17 protein-coding genes and 5 pseudogenes are annotated in these 25696 nt (G+C 56.7%); 11 read left to right on the top strand and 11 right to left on the bottom strand.

The window, feature by feature from the left end; genetic code table 11:
* Positions 1 to 28 precede the first annotated feature (28 nt).
* The 3 genes from B4967_RS10375 to B4967_RS10385 all read left to right on the top strand — a co-directional run bounded on the left by B4967_RS10375 (position 29) and on the right by B4967_RS10385 (position 3230).
* Positions 29 to 832 (top strand): alpha/beta fold hydrolase, encoded by an 804-nt coding sequence (locus tag B4967_RS10375; protein ID WP_083025083.1) that lies wholly within the window; start codon positions 29 to 31, stop codon positions 830 to 832.
* A 43-nt stretch (positions 833 to 875) separates the two neighbouring features.
* Positions 876 to 1643: a metallophosphoesterase gene (locus tag B4967_RS10380; RefSeq protein WP_083025084.1), complete on the top strand. Its 768-nt coding sequence runs from the start codon at positions 876 to 878 to the stop codon at positions 1641 to 1643.
* A gap of 90 nt (positions 1644 to 1733) precedes the next feature.
* Entirely contained in the window at positions 1734 to 3230 is a 1497-nt protein-coding gene (locus B4967_RS10385) for an alanine/glycine:cation symporter family protein (protein WP_083025091.1), read from the top strand.
* Between the two features lie 44 nt (positions 3231 to 3274).
* Here the strand turns inward: B4967_RS10385 and B4967_RS10390 are convergent, their stop codons facing one another.
* Positions 3275 to 4213 (bottom strand): cation diffusion facilitator family transporter, encoded by a 939-nt coding sequence (locus B4967_RS10390; protein ID WP_083025097.1) that lies wholly within the window; start codon positions 4211 to 4213, stop codon positions 3275 to 3277.
* Between the two features lie 167 nt (positions 4214 to 4380).
* Between B4967_RS10390 and B4967_RS10395 the strand changes: the two are divergent.
* Positions 4381 to 5216, top strand: a pseudogene (locus B4967_RS10395) (alpha/beta fold hydrolase).
* A gap of 88 nt (positions 5217 to 5304) precedes the next feature.
* On the opposite strand, the gene nirD reads toward B4967_RS10395, so the two are convergent.
* The 3 genes and pseudogenes from nirD to B4967_RS10410 form a co-directional block, all read right to left on the bottom strand.
* Entirely contained in the window at positions 5305 to 5679 is a 375-nt protein-coding gene (nirD, locus tag B4967_RS10400) for a nitrite reductase small subunit NirD (protein ID WP_083025099.1), read from the bottom strand.
* Positions 5680 to 5707: 28 nt separating this feature from the next.
* Positions 5708 to 8234, bottom strand: a pseudogene (gene nirB, locus B4967_RS10405) (nitrite reductase large subunit NirB).
* A 17-nt stretch (positions 8235 to 8251) separates the two neighbouring features.
* Positions 8252 to 9571 carry an NAD(P)/FAD-dependent oxidoreductase gene (locus B4967_RS10410; protein ID WP_083025101.1) on the bottom strand — a complete coding sequence of 440 codons (1320 nt, stop codon included), beginning with the start codon at positions 9569 to 9571 and terminating at the stop codon, positions 8252 to 8254.
* Positions 9572 to 10207: 636 nt separating this feature from the next.
* Here B4967_RS10410 and B4967_RS10415 point away from each other — a divergent pair.
* The 4 genes and pseudogenes from B4967_RS10415 to arfA all read left to right on the top strand — a co-directional run bounded on the left by B4967_RS10415 (position 10208) and on the right by arfA (position 15043).
* Positions 10208 to 12967: a nitrate reductase gene (locus B4967_RS10415; protein ID WP_083025103.1), complete on the top strand. Its 2760-nt coding sequence runs from the start codon at positions 10208 to 10210 to the stop codon at positions 12965 to 12967.
* Positions 12927 to 13800 (top strand): annotated as a pseudogene (gene cobA, locus B4967_RS10420) (uroporphyrinogen-III C-methyltransferase). The gene B4967_RS10415 and the pseudogene cobA overlap by 41 nt, the downstream one beginning before the upstream one ends.
* Before the next feature lie 112 nt (positions 13801 to 13912).
* Positions 13913 to 14737, top strand: a complete 825-nt coding sequence (gene dkgB, locus B4967_RS10425) for a 2,5-didehydrogluconate reductase DkgB (protein WP_083025104.1) — start codon at positions 13913 to 13915, stop codon at positions 14735 to 14737.
* 123 nt (positions 14738 to 14860) lie between these two features.
* Positions 14861 to 15043, top strand: a complete 183-nt coding sequence (gene arfA, locus B4967_RS10430) for an alternative ribosome rescue factor ArfA (protein WP_139794468.1) — start codon at positions 14861 to 14863, stop codon at positions 15041 to 15043.
* Positions 15044 to 15146: 103 nt separating this feature from the next.
* Here the strand turns inward: arfA and B4967_RS10435 are convergent, their stop codons facing one another.
* On the bottom strand, positions 15147 to 15860 hold the full coding sequence (locus B4967_RS10435; RefSeq protein ID WP_083025106.1) for a response regulator transcription factor: 714 nt from the start codon (positions 15858 to 15860) through the stop codon (positions 15147 to 15149).
* A 158-nt stretch (positions 15861 to 16018) separates the two neighbouring features.
* Here B4967_RS10435 and B4967_RS10440 point away from each other — a divergent pair, with 158 nt between their 5' ends.
* From B4967_RS10440 to B4967_RS10445, 3 genes are all read left to right on the top strand, one after another.
* Positions 16019 to 16525, top strand: a complete 507-nt coding sequence (locus B4967_RS10440; protein WP_083025108.1) for a putative pterin-binding protein — start codon at positions 16019 to 16021, stop codon at positions 16523 to 16525.
* 176 nt (positions 16526 to 16701) lie between these two features.
* Positions 16702 to 17247 (top strand): hypothetical protein, encoded by a 546-nt coding sequence (locus B4967_RS19415; RefSeq protein ID WP_243470505.1) that lies wholly within the window; start codon positions 16702 to 16704, stop codon positions 17245 to 17247.
* A gap of 77 nt (positions 17248 to 17324) precedes the next feature.
* Positions 17325 to 18806 (top strand): ATP-binding protein, encoded by a 1482-nt coding sequence (locus B4967_RS10445; protein WP_243470506.1) that lies wholly within the window; start codon positions 17325 to 17327, stop codon positions 18804 to 18806.
* A 64-nt stretch (positions 18807 to 18870) separates the two neighbouring features.
* Here B4967_RS10445 and B4967_RS10450 read toward each other — a convergent pair whose 3' ends face one another.
* From B4967_RS10450 to B4967_RS10465, 6 genes and pseudogenes are all read right to left on the bottom strand, one after another.
* On the bottom strand, positions 18871 to 20031 hold the full coding sequence (locus tag B4967_RS10450; protein WP_083025110.1) for an EAL domain-containing response regulator: 1161 nt from the start codon (positions 20029 to 20031) through the stop codon (positions 18871 to 18873).
* A 168-nt stretch (positions 20032 to 20199) separates the two neighbouring features.
* Positions 20200 to 20637, bottom strand: coding sequence for a methyl-accepting chemotaxis protein (locus B4967_RS19420; RefSeq protein WP_340638740.1), 438 nt, complete (start codon positions 20635 to 20637; stop codon positions 20200 to 20202).
* 13 nt (positions 20638 to 20650) lie between these two features.
* Positions 20651 to 21274, bottom strand: a complete 624-nt coding sequence (locus B4967_RS19425; RefSeq protein WP_243470508.1) for a methyl-accepting chemotaxis protein — start codon at positions 21272 to 21274, stop codon at positions 20651 to 20653.
* 133 nt (positions 21275 to 21407) lie between these two features.
* Positions 21408 to 21884, bottom strand: a complete 477-nt coding sequence (locus B4967_RS19430; protein ID WP_139794469.1) for an MCP four helix bundle domain-containing protein — start codon at positions 21882 to 21884, stop codon at positions 21408 to 21410.
* A 171-nt stretch (positions 21885 to 22055) separates the two neighbouring features.
* Positions 22056 to 23905 (bottom strand): annotated as a pseudogene (locus B4967_RS10460) (ABC transporter ATP-binding protein).
* A gap of 122 nt (positions 23906 to 24027) precedes the next feature.
* Positions 24028 to 25637, bottom strand: a pseudogene (locus B4967_RS10465) (gamma-glutamyltransferase family protein).
* Positions 25638 to 25696: the final 59 nt, after the last annotated feature.

Consider the following 25696-nt stretch of genomic DNA (forward strand, 5'->3'; position numbering starts at 1 on the left):
ACAAACTGACAACATTAAGAGCAATGCTATGACGCTAACGCCGGCTATTCATCACCATGACCGCTGGGTGAATACAACCAGTGGGCGAATATTTACGCGGACTTGGGAATCAGGCAGCACTCGTTCGGATGTCCCTATTGTGCTGTTTCACGACTCCCTTGGCTGTGTAGATCTATGGCGCAGCTTTCCCGCGGCGCTCTGCGCCGCAACGCGGCAACGGGTTATTGCTTACGACCGGCTTGGCTTTGGCCGCTCTGATGCGTATCCAACGCCTCTGCCGCTCAGTTTTATCGACGATGAACCCACGGGAAGCTTTGCAGCACTACGCGAGGCCTACCAAATCAAACGCTTTATCGCCCTGGGCCATAGCGTTGGGGGCTGCATGGCGGTGCACTGTGCTGGGGGTTACCCGGATCATTGCCAGGGGATGGTAAACATTGCTGCCCAAGCGTTTAACGAAAACCGCACGCGGCAGGGGATTGAGGAGGCAAACGCTGCCTTTAAGGCGCCGGAACAGTTCGCCAAGCTGGCCAGGTACCACGGCGACAAAGCCCGCTGGGTACTCAACGCCTGGGTGGACACATGGCTAAGCCCCGCGTTTGCAGAGTGGTCACTCATCCCTGCGCTTGAACAAGTACAGTGCCCGACACTCGTGCTGCATGGCGAAAAAGACGAGTACGGGTCTCATCGTCAGCCTGAGCGTATTGCCCGCTATACCCAAGGCCCCGCTCACGGCGAAATGCTACCCGGCATCGGTCATATTCCTCACCGGGAAGCCGAAGCCGTGGTGGTCGAGTTTGCCCGCCAATTTATCGCTCGCCTTGCCTATTAACGGCTTAATCTCAGGCCCATGTAAGCATCATGAGAGACGTTCTATGCGCTTAAGAGTTTTATCCGATCTTCATTTAGAACATTTTGACGGACACCGCGAACTGCCGCCTGCCGAGGCGGATGTGGTAGTGTTGGCAGGGAATATTCATCGCAGAACCGAAGGGCTGGCATGGGCGCGGCAGCAGTTTCCCGACCCGCCGATTCTCTACGTGCCGGGCAACCATGAGTTCTACGGCACTTGCATGCCGCTGCTGCGCCAAGAGTTAGCGCTAGAAGCTGCTAGGTATGATATCGAACTGCTAGATAATCGTAGCGTGACCATTGGTGGAGTACGCTTTTACGGCACAACGCTCTGGACAGATTTTGCGCTCTATGCCGACGACCCTACCCGCAACCCCTTAGATACCGAAGCGAAAGCGCTGCGCTATATGCCCGATTTTCGCATCATTACCACGGCTCCCGGCCAAGTGTTCACGCCCCAAGCCAGCCAAGACATGCACTGTGAGGCGCTGGAGTGGTTGGGTCGCGAGCTTCAACAGCCTTTCGATGGCCCCCGCGTCGTGGTGAGCAATCAGGCCCCGCTGCACGGTTGCATTCCCGAGCAGTACATAGGCGACGCGCTCTCACCCGCCTTTGCCTCCCACCTCCCGCAACTGATGGGCAAGATGGATCTTTGGATTCACGGCCACGTTCACGAGCCGGTGGATACACGGCACAGCGGCACGCGCGTCATCGCCAATCCGGGTGGTTACCCGGAGGAGTTTTCGCCGTCGCTGTTTCGGCCTGATTGGGTGGTCACTGTGGGCGAATAAGGGCTGAAATAACGCGCTGCTCTATAACCTAGCTACACTCCTACCTGTGACGATAACAGTTGCTCATACAACCACAGGGAGTGATAGGCGATGGAAATATTAGAAACAGTGCTAGGGCCACTTCGTGATGGTTTATATGCGGTCATGATGCCCGTCAGCAACTTTATCTGGAGCTACATTCTTGTTTACCTGCTGCTGGGTGCAGGCCTGCTATTCACGGTCATGACGCGTGGTATGCAGTTTCGTCTGTTTCGGCACATGGCCCACGTGACCTTTACCGCACGCGGCGCGGGTGACGGCATCAGTGGCTTTCAGGCATTCGCGACTTCCATGGCGGCACGGGTCGGTACCGGTAATTTGGCGGGGGTCGCTTTGGCGCTGTGGATTGGTGGCCCTGGGGCGATCTTTTGGATGTGGGTGACCGCGCTATTAGGGTTTGCAACGTCGTTTATCAAATCGACGTTGGCGCAGGTGTATAAGCACCGCCATGAAGATGGCGTCTTTCGCGGTGGTCCTGCGTTCTATATCGAACGTTGCCTGGGCTTGCGCTGGCTTGGTTCGCTGTTTGCGGTGTTCTTGATCATTGCCTACGGGCTGGCATTTAACGCGGCGCAATCCAATACCATTGCCCAGGGCATGAACGGTGCGTTTGGTGTTCCTAACTGGCTGACCGGCGTGGTCATTGCCGTGTTGGCAGGCTTTGTCATCTATGGCGGCCTGAAATCGGTAGCACGTACGGCCGAGAAGATTGTGCCGGTGATGGCGATTGCCTATCTGCTGGTGGCGCTATGGATTCTGTTTGCCAACCTCTCCGCCGTGCCCGATATGCTTTCGCTGATCGTGATGAGCGCCTTTGGCTTAGGCCCGGCGGTAGGTGGCGCGGCGGGTTACGCCATCAAAGCCGCCATGGAAAACGGCATCAAGCGGGGATTGTTTTCCAATGAGGCGGGTATGGGCTCGACCCCGAACGCAGCCGCCCAGGCCACCGTGAAGCACCCAGCGGCCCAAGGGCTGGTGCAATCCTTTGGGGTCTTTGTCGATACCATCGTGATTTGTAGCTGCACAGCGGTGGTGATTCTACTCTCTGGTGTATACGAGCGGCTGCTGTCCGAGTCGCCGGGGGAGAGTATCGAAGGGATCCAGTTGACCCAAGATGCCATGGTGGACCATCTGGGGGGCTTTGGTGAGATCTTTATCGCCATCGCGATTCTGTTCTTTGCCTTTACCTCCATTCTGGCGAACTTCTCGTTCTCGTCAGTGAACATTGAATACCTGTTCCGCCGCCACGCCAAAAAAGCGGTCGGTGTGTTTAAGATCATTATCCTCGCCATGGTATTGCTAGGCTCCGTTGCAGAACTCAGCGTGGTCTGGGACTTTGCCGACCTGGCGATGGGGCTAATGGCCACCACCAACCTGTTTGCCATTCTCTTGATGGCACCTATTGCGGTCTCGGTGTTGAAGGATTACGAGCGCCAGCGTCGCCACGGCATTGAGGAACCGCTGTTCGACCCCGCCATACTTAAAAATCCAGAGTTGGTGGATGAGGATGTGTGGCCGGTAAAAGAAGAGAAACCGGTAGACCGGTAAGCGAGTAAAGAGCGGCCTTCGAGCCGCTCTTTACGTGTCAGGGGTTAGCTAGCGGATTTCTCCACCAGCAGCCCACAAGAGGGCGCTGCCCAGCGGTTGTCAGCGGTGAAAACCACGTCGCACACCACGGGCGAGTAGTAGCGGCGCACTTCTTCATCGATGCGCTGACGCAGCGCGTCCTGGTTCGCCAGGGTCGCTTCGGGCAGCTCTTTGGGGAGTACCACGTGGACGATGACGTAGAGCAGGCGGCCGGGGCGCACCATACGCACGCGCACTTCCAAAGTATCGATATCGGCAAGGCCACGGGCGACGGCTTGGCGCACCGGTTCAGCGACGGCTTCTTCTGGGGTTTTGTTGAGCAGCTCTCTTAACGCTTGCGACGCCATACGTACGGGCACCCCCAGGCAGAGCACCACCACTGCAATCACCAACACGGAATCCACATAGGGCAACACCGCTCGCCAGCCGAGGCGTTCAAAGAGCATCACGAAGCAAAAAGCCGCCAGGACGGCCCCTGAAATCACGCTGTTGACCAGCCAGTTTAGTTTGTCGGCGGCGACCAAGGGGCTACTGACATGGCGCTGGCTGCGGTGCATGACCCAGGCGGTAAGCGAGCAGGCGGCGGTCGCAAACAGCGCATAAATCACCGCAAGCCCCGCTGAAATTTCTCGCCCGCCAGTCAGCAGCGCCGCTACGGCATCCACCAGCGCGAAGATCGATACCCCCAAAATCAGCAAACCTTTGCATAAATTAACCAGCGACTCGAAGTAGCTGTAGCCAAAGGGGTATGACTCGCTATCTGGGCGGCTGGCAAGCTTGCTGACCTTGATGGTCACCAGCGCTACGCTAAAGTAGATAGGATTGAACAAGCCATCCAATAGGATGGCCTGGGAGTTCGAGGCCAGGGTGGCCACGATACCGGCACAGCCAATGAGCAGCGCCATGAAGGCGGAAAAGGCTAACGTACTGGATTCTGTCTTCACGAACGTATGGCTCCCATGCCTACCGAATCAAGAGGCTGGCAAGCATAGCAACTTTGCCCTGATGATACCGCTGAATGAACGCCTCGCAGAGCTATTTGGCAACCGGGAAAGCGTTGTACTAGCCTTGAATAACGTTTTCCGTAAACCCAAACCAGGAGGTTGATGCGATGCCATTTCTGAATGCAGGGACGGAGCAGGGCACACCGGTTGAGATTTATTACGAGGTTCACGGGGCAGGAAAACCGGTCGTACTGATTCACGGTTGGCCACTGAGTGGCCGCTCTTGGGAAAAGCAGGTGCCTGCGCTGGTGGAGGCGGGCTATAAGGTGGTGACCTATGACCGCCGTGGTTTTGGCCGCTCGACCCAAGCGGATGGCGGTTATGACTACGATACCCTCGCCTCTGACCTAAAAAAGCTGCTGGACGCACTGGATCTCAACGACGCGACCCTGGTGGGCTCTCCAGGGGCGGCGGCGAAGTCGCACGCTATTTGTCGAGCTACGGCACCGAGCGTGTCAACAAGGCGGTGTTGGCAGCGGCGGTGCCCCGTATCTGTATAAAACCGACGACAACCCGGGAAGGCGGCCTGGACGATGCCACGATTCACCAGTTCCTGGAAGGCGTGAAGGGCGACCGCATCGCCTTCTTGGATGACTTCACCAAGAGCTTCTTTACCGCCAATGACAAGAGCGACCTGATCAGCGAACCGAACCGGCTTTATCACCGCGATATTGCGGCGTTCACCTCGCCAAAAGCGACCTACGACTGTATCAAAGCGTTTAGCTACACCGACTTCCGCAAGGTTTTACCCAAGATTGACGCTCCGACGCTGGTCCTACACGGGGATTCAGACGGTATCGTACCGCTGGAAGTAAGCGGCAAGCGCGCCGTCGAGCTTCTGCCCAACGCTTCGCTAGAAGTGATTGAGGGTGGCCCGCATGGGCTTAATGCGACTCACCCCGAGGCGTTCAATCAGGCGCTGATTCGGTTTCTGGATCAATAAGTAGCATTCACTCTCAAACAGCCGCGCCGCCTGGATAGGCGGCGCGGCTGTTTGCATTGCAGGTGGCGTTGTAGAAGCAAGCGTTCGGCTAGCCTTCCACCCATACTTCATCGCCTTTGAAGGCGACGCGCCAATTGCGTAGCTGTACCTCATCCTCCTCCAGGCATTGGCCATCTTCCAGGCGGAAGTGCTGCTTGTAGAGCGGAGAGGCCACCACGGGGCTGCCTTTGATATCGCCGACGATGCCGCGGGCAATCACATAGGCCTTCGAGAAAGGATCGAAGTGGTCCAGGGCATAGAGCTCTTGCGCGTGGCCGGGCAAATAGAACAGCGCCACTTGGGCGGGGCCTTCCGGTGTGTTCAGCCAAGCGGCAACGCCGGAAAAGGGCACGAGGTCTGCTCTGGTGCAGAGCGGCTGCCAAGTGTCGTTGCGGTTCGTTAGTTTGAGTACGGTAGCGGTCATGGTCGTCCTCGATTCTTTGGTCACTGGGTTAAGCAGGGCGCAGCTGGCCGCGCTCGGAAGTCATGATGATGGAAGGGTCGGGCCGCGCATCATTCACAAAGCTTCTAAAGCGCTTGAGCTTTTCGGGGTCGCTGATGGCGTTGGCCCACTCGCACTGGTAGCTATCCACCACGTGCTGCATTTGGCGCTCCAGCTCATCGCTGATACCCAGGCTTTCTTCCCAGAATCCCCTCTTTCGGGTAGTCTAGCCCCCCCTCCAGGTTTTCCCGCCATACCGAGGTTCGCTGCAAACGGTCAGCGGTGCGTACGTAGAACATCAAAAAGCGGTCGATGGGGCGGTAGAGCTGCTCGTCATCTAAATCGGTGGCGAAGAGTTCCGCATGGCGGGGGCGCATGTCGCCGTTGCCGCACACGTAGAGGTTCCAGCCGTTTTCGGTGGCGATAATGCCAATGTCTTTGCTCTGCGCTTCGGCGCACTCCCGGGTACAGCCGGAAACCCCGAACTTGATCTTGTGCGGTGCGCGCAGGCCCTTGTAACGGTTCTCAAGCTGAATTGCCACGCCCACGCTGTCCTGTACGCCGTAGCGACACCAAGTGCTGCCTACACAGGATTTCACCGTGCGCAGCGACTTGCCGTAGGCGTGGCCGGTCTCAAAGCCTGCGTCGATCAGTTCGCCCCAAATGGCGGGCAGGTCTTCCAGCCGTGCGCCGAACAGGTCAATGCGCTGGCCACCGGCAATCTTTGTGTAGAGCTGGTACTTCTGGGCCACTTGCCCTAGCACCACCAGCTTATCGGGAGTGATTTCACCGCCCGCAATGCGCTGCCCTACCGAGTAGGTGGCGTTTTTCTGCATATTGGCCATGAAGGTGTGGTTGGTGTCCTGCAGCGGCACGTGGGCGGCATCGGTAATCGGTTCGTTGAAGCAGGAGGCGAGAATCGAGGCCACCGCCGGTTTGCAGATATCACAGCCGAGGCGATGCGTCTCGGCATTGCCGTGCTTCTCCATTAGCTCGCTGAATGTCTTGATGCCTTCGACACGTACGATGTCGTAAAGCCCTTGGCGGGTATGGGCGAAGTGCTCGCAGATCGATTTATCCACTTCGACGCCGCGGGCCTCCAATTCGTGATCCACTACGCTTTTGAGCAGCGCCGCGCAGCCCCCGCAGCCGGTGCTGGCTTTGGTGGCGCCTTTAACGCTGCCAAGGTCAGCCGCGCCCGCGTCGATGGCACTGCAGATGCTGCCTTTCGTCACGTTGTGGCAGGAGCAGATCATCGCCGTTTCCGGCAAGGCATCCGGCCCCAGCGCCGGGGCAGCACCGCTTTGTTGCGGCAGAATAAGCGATGCGGGTTCCTTAGGCAGCTCGATGCCGTTGGCGTAGTACTGCAACAGCGTGTCATACACACTGTTATCGCCCACCAGCATGGCCCCCAGCAGCTTCTTACCGTCGCTGGTGACGACCAGTTTGCGGTAGACCTGGGTGAGCGGGTCGAGGTATCGGAACATGCGGGCGCCAGGGTTTTGGTTGCCGTGGGCATCGCCAATGGAGCCGACATCCACACCCAGCAGTTTTAGTTTGGTGCTCATATCGGCGCCGCTAAAACAAATATCGCCCCCCGTCAGCGTGGCGACGGCCGTTTTGGCCATTTGGTAGCCAGGCGCCACGAGGCCAAAGATGCTCTGATTCCACAGCGCTACTTCGCCGATGGCGAGGATATTCGGGACGTTGGTGCGGCACTGGTCATCGATCACCACGCCGCCGCGCTCGCCAATGGTCAAGCCGCACTCCCGGGCGAGCGTATCCTGGGGGCGAATACCGGCGGAGAAGACGATCAGGTCGGTTTCCAGCACTTTGTCGTCTTGGAAGACCATCCGCAGGCGGCTGTTGTCGCCGGGTTCGATACGCTGGGTGGCCCTTTCGGTGAGTACCTGAACGCCAAGAGCTTCGATTTTCTCTTTCAGCAGCTCGCCGCCTTCGCTATCTACCTGCATGGGCATCAGGCGCGGGGCGAACTCCACCACGGCGGTATCCAGGTTCAGCCCGCGCAGCGCGTTGGCGGCTTCCAAACCGAGCAGACCACCACCGACCACCACGCCGTTGGTGGCGTTTTTGGCCGCTGCCTGAATGGCATCCAAGTCATCCAGGGTGCGGTAAACCAAGCAGCCTTTGCTGTCGTTGCCGGGAATGGGCGGCACAAAGGGAAAAGAGCCGGTGGCCAGCACGAGCTGGTCATAGGCGTAGTGGCCTTGTTCGGTCACCACCAGCTGCTGTTCGCGGTCAATCGCGGTGACCGCTTCGCCGCTGCGTAGTTGAATGCCGTGGGTGTGGTAGTAATCGCCATCGCACAGCGCCAGTGACTCCGCATCGCGGCCGCTAAAGTACTCGGATAAGTGCACGCGATCGTAGGCGCGGTGGCGCTCTTCGCCAAAAATCGTCACCTCAAACCCTGCCAGCGCGCCGCTTTCCACGAGCTGCTCGGCAAAATGGTGGCCGACCATGCCGTTGCCTACAATGATCAACTTTTGCGTGTTGGAAGACGTGGTTGGAGTAGACATTGTGTGATTCACCATAGCTAAGCCGCCTCACGGGTGAGAGATAAAGGGGATGACAGGGTGTCGAGAGGGTTGTCGAGATGGTTATCGAGCGCTGTTTGGGCATCGGTTGCGCCAAACAGCAACAGGTGGCGGCACGCGGTTAGGTCGGTCGCGGCCAGCGCCTGCTCGAAATACCAGGGGCCGTGACGGGTATCGCCATACAGCACCGCGCCAATTAAGCGGCCTTGATGGAGCAGCAGGCGGCAGTAGTCGCCGGTTTCCGGGTCTTGGTAACGAAGCTCTTCGTGCTTGGCGGCGGGCTCGGTGGGGCCAAAGGCAAACAGGCTGACACCGCTGACCTTGAGTTTGGTGGCCGTGGGGGCTTCTTGATACGCCGCTGGCGTTTCACCACACAGCACGGCAGCAAGCACCTCCACCTGCCGCCAAATGGGTTCCACCAGCCCGTAAGTGTGCTGCTCGAACTGGCAGCATTCGCCCAGCGCATAAATGTGGTCGTCTGAGGTGGTGAGGTGCCCACCCACCACAATGGCGCGGTCGAATATAAGCCCGCTTTGCTGGCCTAGCTCCGCATGGGGGGTAATACCCGCCGCGACAATCACGCTGTCGGCAGCTAGCTTCCGGCCATCGCTCAGTGTGACCGACTGCACCTGCCCGTGGCCGTTATCCTCCAAGGCAGCAAGCGATGCGCCGGTTTCAATGATGATGCCGCGCTCGCGCAGCGTGGCTTCCAGCAATTGGGCGGCGGTGGTGTCTAGCTGGCGGTTCATCAACCGCACGCTGCGCTGTAAAACGCTGACGGTGAGCGCGCTACCGCCCCGTTTGCGCAGCCCTTCAGCGGCTTCCAATCCAAGTAAGCCGCCGCCAATCACCACGGCGTTGCCGCATTGCTGAGCAATAGCTTCTAAGGCGTCGGCATCGCGTAGGTCACGAAACGTATGAACACCGTCAAGCGTGATGCCAGGCACCGCTGGCAGCGTGGGGCGCGAGCCAGTGGCCATCACTAATCGGTCATAGCTTAAGATGTCGCCGCGATGCGTGAGGAGCAGGCGGCGTTCGCGGTCGATGGAGGTCACGCGGTCGCCAAGCGTCAGTGTGATGTTGTTATCGGCGTACCAGGAGGCGTCTTGCAGAGTGAGCGCCTCAGGCGCCAGTTCGCCCGCCAGTAAAGGAGAGAGCAAAATGCGGTTATAGGCAGGTACCGGCTCCTCACCCACCACTGTGATACGGCGGGGACGCTGCGGATGTTTCACCAGCGCTTCAAGTAGTCGGTGGCAAGCCATGCCGTTACCGATAATGACGAGGTGTTCGTTCTGTGAGCACCGGGAAGCGGTTTCCATAGGTAGCTCCTGTGGTTGAAGCAAAATGTTCAGAAAAAAAAACCGCCCCTGACACAGCCCTTTCAAGAAGGGAGTATCAGGGGCGTCGTTGCCCGTTGGCGTCGTTGATAACGAACAGCAACCGCCGTTGGCTGCCGAACTGTCTTATCTTATGGTGAGCAAAAAGCCCGCCAGCTTTTGCCGTCGGTGGATTTAATTCAGCCTAATCAGCGTATTAAGCGTTTTTGAGGAGGCGGCAGGTCGCTCATGGTTAGCTAGGCTTGCCCCACTTTGGCGCTTACAGCGGCGGTTAATGCACTCTCTTCAACCGCTTATTCGACAAAGAACATTCCTTTGGCGAGTAGTAGAAATGCAGAGTGTGTTTTTAAGTGATTGTTTATTAAATGCTTTAGTGATTTTAGCGCAGCGTGGGCGCAGGGTTTGCAGTTATTCTGGTAACAAGCAACAACGGCTCAGTGCAGGGTCTTTGCCCATAACGATCACAACGACTAATTGCGTCGAATAATACCAACTGCAGCAAATCACTGATGAGTACGGCACCCGGTAAGCGGTGCCCCTGAGACAACGGCGTCCAGGCAGGCTTCTTTCGAGGCTGGCTTTGGCGCTTTTTGCTTTTTAACGCCGGAGGAAACTGCCATGCCACAGGCCAATCGGCTCGCCCGAACCACCTGCCCCTACCGCGGCGTCGGCTGCGGCGTTACCGCCACGCTGGAGAACGAGCAGCTCATCGCCGTCGAAGGAGACCGCGAGCACCCAGCCAATTACGGCCGCCTGTGCGTGAAAGGCACCGCGCTGCACGAAACGCTGGGAGAGCAGGGGCGCTTGCTCAAGCCGCGCGTGGATGGAAAAGAGGTTTCTTGGGAGCAGGCGCTCCCCACCACCGCCGAACGCTTGCAGGCGCAGCGTAGTGCCCATGGCCCGCAGTCGGTGGCGGCATATTTATCTGGCCAGTTATTAACCGAAGATTATTACGTTGCCAACAAGCTGTTTAAAGGCTTTTTGGGCACCCCTCACCTGGATACCAACTCGCGGCTCTGCATGGCGTCTTCCGTGGCGGGCTACAAGCGCGCCTTTGGTGCCGATGCGGTGCCTTGCAGCTATGAAGACTTAGAAGAGGCGGAACTGGTGGTGCTGGTAGGGTCTAACCTTGCCTGGAATCATCCGGTGCTCTATCAGCGCTTGAAGGTAGCCAAAGAGCGCAACCCGCTGATGCGAGTCGTGGTGATCGACCCTCGAGTGACCGACACCTGCGAAATTGCCGATCTTTATCTGGGCATTCGTCCGGGCAGCGATGCTTACCTGTTTAATGGGCTGCTGGCGTGGATGGCTGACCACCAGCGCCTAGATAGCGTTTACCTGGAGCGACACACCGAAGGGCTGGAAGATGCGCTGAGTGCCGCTCGGCAGAATTCAGGACAGAGTGTAGGAGAGAGTGCAGGAGAGAGTGCAGGCAGCGTGGAAGCCGTCGCCCGCGAGTGCGATGTGGACCCTGAACGCCTGGAAACTTTCTACTACTGGTTTGCCAGCCAGCTGCATGTGGTCACGCTCTACTCCCAGGGGGTGAATCAATCCTCCAGCGGTACCGATAAGTGCAACGCGATTATCAACTGCCACTTAGCGGGCGGGAAAATCGGCCTGCCGGGGGCGGGGCCGTTTTCGATCACCGGCCAGCCCAACGCCATGGGCGGTCGAGAAGTGGGCGGGCTAGCCAATCAACTGGCGGCGCATATGGATTACCACACGCCGGGCGCTCGTGAATTAGTCAGCCGCTTCTGGGCCACCAAGCATTTAACCCCGGCACTGCCTGACGCCCCGGGTTACAAGGCGGTAGAACTCTTTGACGCCATCGAGCGTGGCGAGATTACCGCTCTGTGGGTGATGGCGACCAATCCGGCGGTGAGCATGCCGGATGGGGAGAAAGTGCGCCGCGCGCTGGCAAAATGCCCGCTGGTGATCGTTTCGGAGTGCGTCGCCAATACTGACCTGCTGCCCTTTGCGGATATCGTGCTGCCCGCGTCGGGTTGGTCGGAGAAGGATGGCACGGTGACCAACTCAGAGCGGCGAATTTCCCGCCAGCGGGGGATGCTGCCTCCTCCCGGAGAAGCGAAGCACGACTGGTGGATACTCTGCGAAGTGGCTAAGCGCTTAGGTTTTAGTGAGGCGTTCAGCTATACCCACCCGTGGGAGATTTGCGATGTGCACGCACGCCTCTCTGGCTATGAGAATAGCGGCGAGACTCAGCGGCTGTTCGATATCTCAGGGCTGGTAGGCCTGGGCCAAGCGGCTTATGATGCGCTCGCACCGATCCAGTGGCCCGTGACTCAGCAGGCTCCTCGCGGCACGGCAAGGCTGTTCGAAGATGGCCGGTTTGCTACCGCGAATGGCCGAGCCAAACTGCTGCCGATTACTCCGCGACCACCGGAGCAGCCGCTGAGCGACGACTACCCGCTGCGCTTGAATACCGGTCGCGTGCGGGATCAGTGGCATACCATGACGCGTACCGCCCGTGCGCCGCGCTTGATGAACCACCGCGCCGAACCGTTCATTGAGCTGCACCCAGACGATGCGGCTCAGGCAGGCTTAACGGATCAGGGCTTGGCGACGTTGACCGCTGCCGCCGGGGAGTACCGTGGGCGGGTGCGGGTTTCCAACGCCCAGCGCCGAGGCGAAGTCTTCGTGCCGATGCACTGGACCGACTGCTTTACCAAGCAGGGTCGCAGCGGTGCACTGATTAAAGGCTATACCGACCCGCTCTCCGGGCAGCCGGAAGCCAAGCAGGGGGCGGTGGCGGTGAGTAAACTCCCCATTGCTTGGCAGGCGACGCTGCTGCTAGCCAACGAGTTGGATACGCAACCATCGCCCTGGTGTCGCAGCGACTACTGGGCGCGCATTCCGATGGCAAGCTGCACCCGTTGGCAGCTAGCGGATAGCCAGCCAGTTAAGGATTGGCTGGCGCAGGTGGAAGCGTGGCGCGGCATGCCTGTCTCTTTGTGGTGTGACGACCCGGCAACGGGTAGGCTGCGCGCAGCGGGAGTAGTGAACGGGCGGCTGCGCTGGTGGTTGATGGTGGGGCCACCCGACGAACTGCCCGGGCTTGCCTGGCTTGAAGCGCGCTTCAATGACGCTACCCTGGAGACACAGCACCGTAGACGCCTGCTGGCCGGGTGCGATGATGGTGCTGTTGATACCGGCCCGGTGGTGTGCAGCTGCCACCAGGTTCGCCAAGCCAGCATTGTGAAAGCGATTCATGCGGGCGATACCAGCGTAGAAGCGTTAGGCGCACGACTGGCCTGCGGCACCCAGTGCGGCAGCTGCCTACCCGAACTAAAAGCGATACTTGAAGAGGAGCGGCCCCATGCGCGCGCTAAGCAAACAGCTAACACAGAAGTGGCCTGAAGCGCTGTGGCGCTTGGGTCAGAGGGCGTGGGCACCTTTTAGTCGCGACACCGCCGCTCGTTTACACCTGCCGTTAAGCGGTGAGTGCCAGCCGGGAACCGTCTATTTAGTCGGCGCAGGCAGCGGCGATGTCGAGCTGCTGACGTTAAAAGCCGCGCGGTTGCTAATGCAGGCAGACGCAGTAGTGTATGACCGCCTTGTCGGGGACGAGGTGTTAGGGCTCATTCCTCCGGGCACCGCGCGCTACTACGTCGGCAAAGCCAGCGGCCATCGCAGCATGCCGCAGGCAGAAATTGGTGCGCTGATCGTCTCCCTGGCCCAGGCAGGCAAATCGGTAGTGCGCTTGAAGGGTGGCGACCCCGGCGTGTTTGGGCGCATGGGCGAAGAGTTAGCGGCTCTGGCAGAGGCCGAGCTGCCCGCAGAGATTGTGCCGGGTATTACCGCCGCCTCCGCCGCAGCGGCGGGGATGGGGATCCCGCTTACTGATCGCGGCCACGCCCAGCAGGTGGGTTTTATTACGGCTCAGTTATGCCGGGAAGGCGGTATGCCGGACTGGGCGTCGCTGGCGCGTCAAGACGAGACCCTTGGTGGCCGCCATTTGCCATGGCCTGCGCCAAGCGGGCCTGCCCGATACGTGGCCTATCATGCTGGTGGCCAACGCCAGCCAGCCCGAGCAGCAGTCCCTGGTGGGCACGCTAGCCGATATGCCCGAACGCCTCGCCGCTCAGCCGCTGCCATCGCCCTGCCTCATTATGGTGGGGAGTGTGGTCAGTATGGTGACCCATAGCCCAGCTGCTACGGGCGCACAGGAGCAGCATTGTCAGCAGGCCTGATGGCGGGGTGGTTGTTTTTTTACGAAAGAATGTTAAAAGCCAGGGTTGAAGTCCTGGAGTGCTCTCCCCATATTCGTTAACACGCTATCAAATGAAGCAAAGGAGAGAAGGGATGCACAATGACGCTCCGAACCCGGTTTTTGGCACTTTTCGCCTGGAAGGCGATACGTTAACGAAGAGCATTCACGCGGCCCTGGAGGCCGGTTACCGCCATATCGATACCGCTCAGTTTTACGATAACGAAGCGGGCGTTGGCAAAGCGATTGCCTCTAGCAGCGTTCCCCGTGAAGAGATTTTTCTGACCACGAAAGTGTGGTTCGACAAGCTCGAACCCGCCGCGCTGAAAGCCAGTGTCGATGAAAGCCTGGAAAAGCTGGGCACCGACTATGTGGATCTGCTGCTTATCCACGGGCCGTCGCCGGATGATACGGTGCCCATGGCAGACTACTTAACCGCCTTAAAAGAAGTGAAGCAGGCGGGCAAAGCGCACCATATCGGCGTGTCGAACTTTACCATTGCACAGCTCGATGAAGCGGTGGATATCTTAGGCGCGGGCGAGATCTTTACAAACCAGATTGAGGTTCACCCGTTCCTGCAAAATCGCCGCTTAGTGCAGCACTGCGAGAAGCTGGGCATCAAAGTGACGGCCTTTATGCCGCTTGCCGTAGGTAAAGTGCTCGAAGAGCCTGTGCTACAACGTATCGCGGATGCACACGAGGTCAATCCGGCGCAAGTAACCTTGGCGTGGATCCATCAACTGGGCTACCTGACCATTCCGTCGTCCACCAAGGCGCGCAACATTCAAAGCAACATCGACGCTTTCAAACTGACCCTGAGTGAGTCAGAAATGGCACAGATTGCTGAGCTGGATAGCCATGAGCGTATTGCAAACCCAGATTTTGCTCCACAGTGGGACGACCAGCCGTTAGGTAGCTAGGCAGTCCACTCTATCGTAAAACCTGCGCGCTAAGGGGAACTGTTGGCGCAGAGGTTGTTCTTAAGGGCGGTGTCTGTTACTCGCCGCCCTGTTAAGCTTCTCTTAATAAACCAGGAGTACAGTGTGAAACAACATAAGGTTCGCGATAACGCGCTAAAGGCACAGTTACGTACGCCCATGTTCAAAATGCAGCAGCAAACGCCTAAGAAAGGCAAAGGCAGCTACTCTCGCAAAGGGCGTCATGTACAGAAGGGGCAACCTTCTATTTGCTATGGCGTCCTGAGAGGGCATCGCCAAGCCGCTTAAATCAGCGTTTTGGCGATGCCTTCCCCAGGCATCACTGCAGTCAATTTGCCAGTCTGCAGACTCTCATCAGCTTTTGGCCGACCGCAAGGTCGGCTTTTTTATGTCAATTGGCCGCTTGCTCTACGGTAGAGATACTGCACACTTCCATGCGGTAACCCGATTGATACACGCTACGTAGGCGCAAGCCGTGCCTGCCATCCAGCTCTAATTTGCGGCGCAATCGGCTTACATGGGTATCAACTGTGCGCGTTGATACATCGCCTTTTATTCCCCATACCAGTTCCAGCAAATGCGCGCGGCTTAACAACTCACCCACTTTGGAAAAGAACAGGGTTGCCAATCGATACTCCCGCTCGGTTAGCTCAACAGCGTGGTCATCGACCTTAATAGTGTGCTCGTCGGTATTAATCGAAAACGCTCTGGGGCAGGTCGCTGAAGGGCGGGGAGTGTCGTAACCGGCACGCCGACCCAGCGTGCTGACACGCGCCAGAAACTCCTTAGGGCGTAGCGGCTTCGCTAGAAAATCGTCGGCACCTTGTTCCAGTGCCTTTACCACGTCATCTTCCCCCTGACTTGCCGTAATAAACAGAATGGGCCCACGCCAACCGTCGTTTTGACGTAAGTGGCTCACCACATCCATGCCGCAGCCATCCGGCAGGCGCCAGTCAATAATAAAAAAATCGAAGCGCTGATCTTGTGTCGCGCGCCTTAGCTCACTTGCCCTACCAAAGAGCGAGACTTGATGCCCCGCAGAAAGCAGGCACTGCTCGATAAACGCTTGTTGGTCGAGATCATCTTCCAGCACGCCGTTATGCATAGTGAATTACCTATTTTTTATCGTGTGATACATCTCACACCACCGGGAGGGACTACTCATGCGTTAATTCTAGTTTAGGTAAGGGGAACGACACAAAGGTTTACAGTTAACGCTTAAACCTCAGCGCTATACTGCGCTTACAATCGGGAGGGGTAAAAATGAGTAAGATTTTGATTAATAAGATTATTTTTTTAATTGTTGGAGCGCTTTCTGCTAACGCAGCCTATGCGCTTGAAGCGCCCGTAGGGAGCGCTGTACTCGAAGTGGTAGGCAATATTACAAACACCAATGTAGGTGATGAGGCTCACTTCGATAAAGCGATGCTAGAAGCGCTCACGCAGCGCACCACGAAGACCAGCACGCCTTGGCATGATGGAGTCGTCAGTTTTGAAGGCCCGCTGGGGAGGGCGATATTAGAAGCTGCAGGTGCTAAAGGAGATCAATTGAGTGTCGTGGCGCTGAATGACTACTCCTCCACAGTGCCGGTCAGTGATTTTTATGATCATGACGTCATCTTGGCCATGCGGGCAGATGGTCAGCAGCTGAGAATTCGTGATCACGGGCCGCTATTTATTATTTATCCCTTCGATGAAAACCCCTCGCTCTTGAACGAAGAGATTCTTACCCGCTCCGTGTGGCAGGTTAAGCGGATTGAGGTCGAGTAGCGGGCGCGCGCTTGCTAGGTAAAAGCTATGTTGCCCATTTTGAGACACTACTTTTCGCGTCGTGTGAGGGTCGCCACTTTTTCAGCGATCCTCTTTTTTCTATCTGCCATTATTACGGGCGGAGTGATTTTCCAGCGGCAGCACGCCATCGAAAATAGGCTGTTGGAAAACCTCGTATGGGCAGGGATCAATTCGATAGGGAGGTACGAGAGTTTCATCTGATGCTGGTGGATAGCCAGCTGGGTCACATGAGCAGCGAGGATTTGCTGCTGCGTTTTGAAATACTGTTTAGCCGGAAGACACTGTTTCAGCAGGGGGAAATCAACCTGGCAGTGTCTAAAATTGAGGGCGTGAATGCTCTGGTAGAACAAGCCGCCGCCGTAATCCATGACATCGACCACCTAATCGAGCCGCTTTGGGACGATGCCAGCGCCCTAAACAACGAGCTAATTCGTCAGGCAATGGACCACACGGTTCAACTGCAGCAAATTACCGGCACCATCTTGATAGAGACCAACGCGAGCGTGGCGCGACTTCTCACACTAGAGCGTGAAAAGATGACGCAGCTCTACGGGCTGGCATTAATCATACTGCTCTCGTTGATGTTATCGGGCGGTCTATTGGTTCGCGCCCTACTTATCGAAGGGAAGGTCAGCATTCGTAAGGCCCATGCGGTAGAGGTAAAGAGCCGAGAGTTAAAAGAGACGGCTAAACGCGCTTAAATCGCTAGCCAAGCTAAATCCCAGTTTATGGCGGTGATGAGCCATGAAATTCGCACGCCGCCCAACGGGGTGGGGGTATGGCCGACCTACTGAGTGAAGAAGTACATACTCCTAAAGCCCACGCTTACCTATCGGCACTCAAACCCAGCGCTGAGAACCTGCGCGCCGTGATCAACGATATTCTGGATTACACCAAAATAGAGAGCGGACGGCTTGATTTAGATGCTCGTACTTTTGATCTGCGTGAATGCATAGAAGCGCTCTGTACAGGCTATGTGCTGCAGGAGAAGAGCAAATCGGTCGTGTTTAACTACTCCATTGATCCTTCGTTGCCTCGGTTTGTGGTGGGCGACATCGCTCGCCTTCGCCAAGTCATGATGAATCTGATCAATAACGCGCTGAAATTCACTGAAGAGGGTTTTGTGAAGTTTCACGCCTCGCCAGGTGATGACCATCGACTGCTGTTCGAAGTGTACGACACGGGGTGCGGTATTGAAGCGGCAGATCAAGAGCGCCTTTTTTCAGCCTTTTCGCAGGTAGATACTTCGATGGCGCGTCGCCACGAAGGTACAGGGCTGGGGCTCGCCATTTGTAAGCGACTCGTGCATGCCATGGGCGGTGAGATTGGCGTGACCAGCCAAGTAGGGCTGGGGAGCCGTTTCTTGTTTTCGGGCGCCCTGCCGGAAGCAGAGGGTGTGGAGGTTTATCACCACACGGAACAGCAAGCGACACTGGTGAGTAACCATCACATCTTAATTGTGGAAGACAATCCGATTAACCAAACTGTGGCCAAAGTGATGTTGGAGCAATTAGGGCAGCGCGTCACGATTGCAGACAACGGGCGGTCTGCATTGGAGCTGCTTCAAGAGGAGTACTCGGCCATTGATCTTGTGTTAATGGATATGCAAATGCCGATCCTAGATGGGCCTGAAACCACGTTGCGCTGGCGTGCCTTTGAAGCAGCGAATGCACTGACTAGGCTACCCATTGTGGCTATGACCGCGAATGTTATGCCAGAGCATCGCGAGCGCTGCTTCGAGAGCGGCATGGATGACATGATCAATAAGCCGTTCACGCGGGAAGAGCTGTATCAACTCATCAGTCGCTACGTTCCCACCGCTGACGTGACGATGGAGAGTGTCGAGCAAAGCGGATGCTCCGTCAGCGAGCAGGAGAGTGCGCCAAGTGACTCACCAACAGAGAGGGACGTACTGGACGTGCTTGATCGCAAAATTTGCGCAGAGCTTCAGGAGGCTTTTGACCCTGCTGCGCTTAATGCGTTGTTGAATGCGTTTCTCACCCGGTTAGAAGAGCGTCTTATCCGCTTACGGACTTGCTGGCTAGCGGGAGATAATGAATCGTTGCGCAAGGAAGCACACTCGCTTAAGGGGGCCGCCGCATCGCTAGGCTGTGCCGCTATTGCAAAGAATGCCGCGCTGTTGGAAAAAGGCGCATTTCACGAAGGTGGTGAGTGGATAGTAGGGGTATTGAATAGGCTCGAAGAGTTGCAAGTGACCACTCAACAGGCACTGCTAGATCAAGGATTGTTAGAGGTTTAATGCTCACATCAGCGCTACCTCGGGTAGCGCTGAGTCATCTGTCAAGTGGGTGCTGACTATCTGGTTAGGCCCGTTTGGCCATGGTCATTTGATGTTGTAACCACTCATCAAACACAGCAGCTGATAGCGGGCGAGAGATGAAATAGCCTTGCCCAATGGGGCAGTGCGCCTTAGCAAGAATGGCGTGCTGGTCTGCATTTTCAATTCCCTCCGCCACGACGCTCATCCCTAGTCGCGCACCGAGCTCTACAATCGAGAGCGTAATGGCTTGGGCACTAGGCTCGCTATCAATTAACGATACGAAGCTACGGTCAATTTTCAACTCATCAAACGGTAAACGATAGAGTTGGGTTAATGAGGAGTAGCCCGTCCCAAAGTCATCCAATGCCAGCTTACACCCGCGCTTGCGAAGCTCTTCCAGAATATGGCGTGCGTAGCCTAAGCATTCCACTCCCACCGACTCCGTCAGCTCGAGCGTAACTTTGGTCATATCAATGGTGTGCTTGGCGCACAGTTCGTCGAACATCGACAACATATTTTCAGCTTTAACGAACTCGGCGGGCACATTAATGGCAATACTCAACGGTAACCCACGGGTGTGCCACGCGGACAATTGCGCTAAAGCCAGTTCTAAAATGCACCAAGTGAGAGGCACCATTAGGCCACTTCGCTCGGCTAGCGGAATAAAATTATCGGGGTAGATGGTGCCGCGCGCTGGGTCTTCCCAGCGTACCAGCGCTTCCACGCCTAGCACCGTGCCGGTCATGAGTGAGACCTTGGGCTGAAACGCCAGGCAGATGTGCTGCTGTTTGATGGCCTGCGCCAGCTCGCCCACAGTGGGTGGTTTCGGTGACGACTCAATTTGCTTAATAAAATCGCTAAGGCCCGTCATTAACCGAGCCTTAGGTAGGAACCCTAACATCTTCAGGCCCTTGGAAGTGCCTTTAGCAATAGCATGGGCAGCCGTTTCGTTATTACAACTACTTAGCAGCAAAATAGGGGCGTTGATTTTTAGGTCATAAAGATAGTCGAGGATATCCAACCCCGTAAAATCGCCCAAGCCAAAATCAAGGACGATCAGATTAGTGTTGAGCAGGGCAGGTTTACGTGCCAGCTCTCCCAAACACCCGGCGGTGGCTACCTCGAACCCATGTCGACTCAGCAGCATTTTGCCGAGCAGTTGGATATCCACGTCATCATCAATTACTAACGCACTAGGCGGCATGATGTGTCCTTTCATATGAGCGCGCGGTTGTTTTAAATAAGAGTTATGACGCGCGCACTAAACGCATGGCCGATGCTGGCAATGCAAAAGCGTCTTCGGGTGCCAGGGGAAGAGCCCGAAGACGCAGACAGTAGTAGGATTAAACGAGCGGCCTAGTCGGCAACATCATTAAAATGACTCCCATTCAGGCGTCGGCTGACGTACTAAATTTCTAGGCAGTGTTGAGGCTAAATGTAGTGTGCTTTTCTTCGTTTGATCAAGGAAAGCGTGACGGCCTGAATCAACGATGGGCTGGTGGTTACTCAGTTTAAAAGAGCCCACTAAGGCGCTGAGTCGATCGGCCTGTTCACGCAGCTCAGCGGCAGCGGCGCTAGACTCTTCCACCATCGAGGCGTTGTGCTGCGTCATGCTATCCAATTCGTTCACCGCATCATTGACCTGACCGATGCCCACGCTTTGCTCTTTTGCCCCAGCACTAATCTCGGCGATCACATCGGCTACGCGCTCGATGCTTTGCATCATGCTGTGAAGCGTATTACTCGCTGCTTTTACTTGGGAAACCCCAGCGTGTGAGCGTTCAGCCGAGGTGCTGATTAGCCCAGAGATACTCTTCGATGCTTCACTGGTGCGGCTTGAGAATGCGGACCTCTTGTGCGACTACCGCAAAGCCTCGGCCATGCTCTCCTGCCCTGGCGGCCTCCACCGAAGCGTTCAATGCCAGGATATTGGTTTGGAAGGCAATGCTTTCGATCATGGTCACGATCTCACCAATTTGGCTAGATGACTCGCTAATACTGCCCATGGTTTTCTGAACGCTTTGCATGGTGTTGAGGCTTTTATGGGCGATGTCGCGGGTAGAAAGCGCTAGCTGGTTGGCTTGTTGGGCCGACTCTGAGGCATTGTTCACCACCGCCGCCATTTGCTCCCTAGAGGCAGACGTTTGTTGTAAGTTGGCTGCCGCCTGTTCAGTGCGCGAGGCGAGCTCCTGGCTACCCTTGGCAATTTCTGTTGACGCGTGTTGCAGGCTAACAGTGCTATGGCTAACCGATTGGAGCGTGTCGTCGATGCGGTTGATAAAGGCATTGAACTGTTGGGCAAGCTCGCCAATTTCATCCCGGCGTTGGCTTTGAATGCGCGCGGTAAGGTCTCCTTCGCCCTCGGTGATGTCCTTGATGCGTGCCGTCACCTGACGAATCGCCCGTGACATGGTGATGGGGCCTGCCAAGGCAATGAAGATAGCCACTAGGAAAACAGCGACCGAGAACGTCCCTGTTATCCACTCCTGACGTTTTACTTTTGCAACCGTTGCCGTTTCGGTATTACTCGCGACGTCTACGACAGCTTCACCAGCCGTGTTCTAGAGTTCTCTTAGTGCATTAAAGGTCGTGAGCGATTCCTGCTTGTGTAATTTGTAATGCTGAGTTTAAATCACCACGCTGGTGAGTATCGAAAACCGCGTTAGATGTGGTTTTCCATTGATTAAATAACGTGTCAAAAAGAGCAAGTTGTTCGAGTATGTGAGGCTGTTGTTGCATGATTTCTTTAAATCGATGCATACCGTCTAGCGCTTGTTGGGCATTCTCTTCGAACGTCGCTTTTAGCTCGACGGACTCTCTACTGTCGGGGCTCACAAGGACGTACTCCGCTTCGGCAATACGGGCTTGATGCAGGTCGCGGTCTGCGTTGCTCACGGCAGCAGGGGCTGGCCCGAACCGCTGGCTAAACTCCAACATGCGGTGTTGAACGCTATTTACCAAGAGCAAGTCGACAATAAAAATAATCAATAACGCCAGCGCAACGCTAATAAAAGCGACAGAGTATTTAACGCTGATGGAGTGTAGTCGGTTGTTCATTTTCGTTGCCTCGAAAAATGAGCCATGGGATATGTTGTAAAGTAAACGAGGCAATGATGTCAGTCGATAGTGCGAGGGGAAATGTCACTTTGCCTTCACGTTGTAAGAGTCTCTGGCTAATGATGAATAATGAGACTTAACGTGCTTTTCGATAGCAGCTTAACTAACCACTTATCGATACCCCTCCGCCTGCAAATGAAACAGCGATACATAGCGTCCGTTGGCGTCGAGCAGTGTGTCATGAGTGCCGTTGTTCGATGATGCGCCCTTGGTCGATGACGATGATTTGGTCGGCGCTGCGGACGGTCGAGAAACGATGGGAGATCAGAATCGTCATCTTGTCGCGGCTGTGATCACGAAAGCGGGCAAAGACATTCGCCTCGGCGGCAGCATCCATCGCGGCGGTGGGCTCATCGAGCACTAAGATATCGGCATCTTTGCGCCTGTAAGCACGGGAGAGCGCCACTTTCTGCCACTGGCCGCCGGAGAGCTCCTGACCATTTTTAAACCAGCGGCCCTAGCTGGGTTTGGTAACCTTCGGGCATACGCTTGATAAAGCTATCGGCCAGCCCGTCTTTTGCCGCTTGCTGCCAGCGCTGCTGATCATCGAAGGCTGTGGTATCGCCCACCCCAAGGTTTTCACCCACGGTGAGCTGGTAGCGTTCAAAGTCCTGAAAGATCACGCCCACTCGTGCCCTCAGCGCTTGGGTGTCCCACTCGTTGAGGTCGCTGCCGTCTAGCAAAATTCGACCTTGAGTGGGGCGGTAGAGCCGCGTTAAGAGCTTAATCGAGGTGGTTTTGCCTGAGCCGTTTTCACCCACCAGGGCTAAGCTGCTACCGGGCACAATGTGTAGCGAAATATCGTGCAGCCCCTCTTGCCCACCGGGGTAAGCAAAGCTCACGTGCTCAAAGCGCAGCCCGTCGTTAGGTACTGCGCCTTGGGTTAAATGGCCCGGGTCGGCTTCGGTGGGCTGTTCCAGGTATTCATATAAATTGGAGAGGTAGAGATTATCTTCATACATGCCGCTCACGTCTGTGAGGCTGGCAGATAGCGCGCCTTGCCCCTGTTTGAAGACCATTAAATACATGGTCATTTGACCTAGCGTTAGAGCACCTGCCACGGTTTCCACCACGACCCAACCATAGGCCGCGTAAAAGGTGAGCGTACCCAGTAGCCCTAAAATAAATCCCCAGCTCTCCCGGCGTAGGGTCAAGCGGCGGTCTTCGGCAAACAGCTGTTGAAAAATAGCCCGGTAGCGCTGAAGAAAGCGCTGCTCTAAACCAAACAGTTTGACCTCTTTAATGCTGTCTTCTCGGGCCAAAACGGATTCCAGGTACATCTGCATGCGTGTTTGCGGCGAGCGCCAGCGAAATAGCCGGAAGGCATCGCCGGAAAATTTCGCTTCCGAAAGAAATACCGGCAGCGCACCGGCTACCAAAATCAGCAGTGCCCAGGGAGAAAACTGCACCAGTAGGAAGGAAAAACTGCCGAGGGAAATGGCGTTCTGCAGCAGCCCAAAGGTTTTATTGACCAGCGCCAGGGGGCGAGTTGAGGCTTCTCGTCTAGCACGGGTGAGCTGGTCATAAAGCTCTGAATCCTCGAATTGGCTCAGCGACAGCGTGCCCGCTTTGTCCAAAATCATCACGTTCACTTTCTGCCCGAGCAGCGCTCTTAACAGCGACTGCTGGGCCGAGAGGCCACGCTGGGCTAACGCCATCAGGGCAATGATGCCGCCTTCCAACGCCACTAACCCCAACACTGGAGTGAGCGTTGCCCATAAGTCAGGGTTGCTCGCTGCCTCATAGCTTTCCATCGCCGCCAGCACGCCATCAACAATCAGTTGGCCCACATAAGCTGCTACGGCGGGCAGCACGCCAGCCACCAGCGTGCAAAGCGCCAAGCCCAGCATCATCCAGCGGGAGGTTTCCCATACCAGCGACAGCGCGCGACGGCTATAGCGAAACACGCTAAAGAAGCCGCTAAACGGAGAGGGGGAAGGTGAGGAAGGAGACGGCATCATGGCGTTAGCAACATCGAAAAGTAAGGAGCACCAGCATCAGTAGGCCGCCATGATGCGGTGCTTTGGCGTTGATAGCCAGCCTGCTGCCCCTGAGAGGGCAGCAGGTGATGGGGTGAAAAGCGCTACAGCGGCAGCACGGCCCCATCGGTGCGCGGTTCAGTACCGCCTTGCAGCACGCCGCTCTCAGAGTCGCGTAGAATAATTTGACCACGGCCAAAGCTAATCGAATCCGCCACCTTAACAATCTTGTGGCCGCGCCGAGCGAGGGCCAGCGCCAAGTGGTTGGGGAAATCCGCTTCCACTTCCACGGTTCTGCCGGTTGTCCACTTCCAACGAGGCATATCCAGCGCGGCCTGTGGGTTTAACTGATCCTCAATCATGGCGGTGACCACCTGCACTTGGCCCTGAGGCTGCATATAGCCGCCCATGACGCCAAATGGCCCAACGGCTTGATTTTCTTTGGTGATAAACCCGGGAATGATAGTGTGATAGGTGCGTTTTCCGGGTGCCAGAGCATTCGCATGCTCAGGGTCTAGCGAGAATGACCAGCCACGGTTTTGCAGGCTAATCCCGGTGCCGGGAACCACCCTGCCGGAACCAAAGCCTTTAAAGTTACTTTGGATAAACGACACCATATTGCCTTCGTCGTCAGCCGTGGCTAGGTAGACGGTGCCGCCTTGCAAAGGATTGCCGTGCGCCGGGTCAACGGCCTGATCGCCGATCAGCGCAGCGCGTGCGGTGAGGTAGGCATTATCCAGCATTTGCTCGGTGGTGGGGGCCATCGCGCTGCGTTCGGTGATGTGCTTGAAGCCATCCATATAGGCCAACTTCGTGGCTTCAATCCGTCGGTGTAGGGTTTCAACGGCATCGCCTTGGGCACGGGTCTAATCGTTCAAGCATGCCGAGTGCTTGCAGCACGATCATACCGCTGCCGTTCGGTGGAATTTCCCAAATATCATGGCCTTGGTAGCGCACGCTAATCGGGTCGATCCACTCGGGCTGGTAAGCGGCCAAATCCTCTTTGCGGATGAGGCCACCATGCTCGCGGGAGAACGTATCGATGGCCTCAGCCAGCTCTCCGCGATAAAACGCCTCGGCGTTTGTGGCGGCAATCGCGGCTAAGCTTTTCGCATGACCAGGGGAGGACCATAGCTCGCCTGGGCGCGGTGCCCGGCCTTTAGGGGCAAAGGTATCGAACCAGGGTTGGAAGGCAGCGTCGGGGTAGGGCGCGTAGTTATGGAAGGCCTCTTCCCACATTTGATGGATGATCGGCGTCACGGCAAAGCCCTCTTCTGCCAGCGCAATGGCAGGTGCTAGCAGATCCGCAAAGGGCAGTTTGCCAAAGCGCTCAGAGAGTGCCGCCCAGGCCGCAGGCGCGCCAGGCACGGTAACAGGCAGCATGCCGTGGTTAGGCATAGCGTCATGGCCAAGCGCTTTCAAAGCCTCAATCGTGGCCTGCCTGCGGAGCAGGGCCGCTGGCGTTGAGGCCATGTAGCTTTCCATCGACCCATACAATCGCGAAGGCATCGCTGCCAATGCCGTTAGACGTAGGCTCTACCACAGTGAGCGCGGCGGCGGTGGCAATCGCCGCATCAATCGCATTGCCGCCCTGCTGCAAAATCGTGATACCTACCTGGGCGGCGAGCGGCTGAGAGGTGGCCACCATACCGCGTTTGCCGAAAGTGGCCATACGACGTGAGGCACTGGGGTAATAGAGAGCGTTGTTATGCATGTAAAGTATCCTTTTTATCAATCATTGATCGCTAGTTGTTGGTCGCTGGCTTTAGGCGC

The sequence above is a fragment of the Vreelandella lionensis genome (assembly GCF_002087295.1).
In the GTDB taxonomy this organism is placed as follows: Bacteria; Pseudomonadota; Gammaproteobacteria; order Pseudomonadales; family Halomonadaceae; genus Vreelandella; species Vreelandella lionensis.

Coding starts and splice junctions, on each gene's coding strand:
- B4967_RS10375 (WP_083025083.1), top strand. CDS start 29: ATGACGCTAACGCCGGCTATTCATCACCATGACCGCTGGGTGAATACA.
- B4967_RS19415 (WP_243470505.1), top strand. CDS start 16,702: ATGGGCAGGGATCAATTCGATAGGGAGGTACGAGAGTTTCATCTGATG.
- dkgB (WP_083025104.1), top strand. CDS start 13,913: ATGCACAATGACGCTCCGAACCCGGTTTTTGGCACTTTTCGCCTGGAA.
- nirD (WP_083025099.1), bottom strand. CDS start 5,679: ATGACCGCTACCGTACTCAAACTAACGAACCGCAACGACACTTGGCAG.
- B4967_RS10435 (WP_083025106.1), bottom strand. CDS start 15,860: ATGCATAACGGCGTGCTGGAAGATGATCTCGACCAACAAGCGTTTATC.
- B4967_RS10440 (WP_083025108.1), top strand. CDS start 16,019: ATGAGTAAGATTTTGATTAATAAGATTATTTTTTTAATTGTTGGAGCG.
- B4967_RS10410 (WP_083025101.1), bottom strand. CDS start 9,571: ATGGAAACCGCTTCCCGGTGCTCACAGAACGAACACCTCGTCATTATC.
- B4967_RS10415 (WP_083025103.1), top strand. CDS start 10,208: ATGCCACAGGCCAATCGGCTCGCCCGAACCACCTGCCCCTACCGCGGC.
- B4967_RS10380 (WP_083025084.1), top strand. CDS start 876: ATGCGCTTAAGAGTTTTATCCGATCTTCATTTAGAACATTTTGACGGA.
- B4967_RS10450 (WP_083025110.1), bottom strand. CDS start 20,031: ATGCCGCCTAGTGCGTTAGTAATTGATGATGACGTGGATATCCAACTG.
- B4967_RS10385 (WP_083025091.1), top strand. CDS start 1,734: ATGGAAATATTAGAAACAGTGCTAGGGCCACTTCGTGATGGTTTATAT.
- B4967_RS10445 (WP_243470506.1), top strand. CDS start 17,325: ATGGCCGACCTACTGAGTGAAGAAGTACATACTCCTAAAGCCCACGCT.
- B4967_RS19430 (WP_139794469.1), bottom strand. CDS start 21,884: ATGAACAACCGACTACACTCCATCAGCGTTAAATACTCTGTCGCTTTT.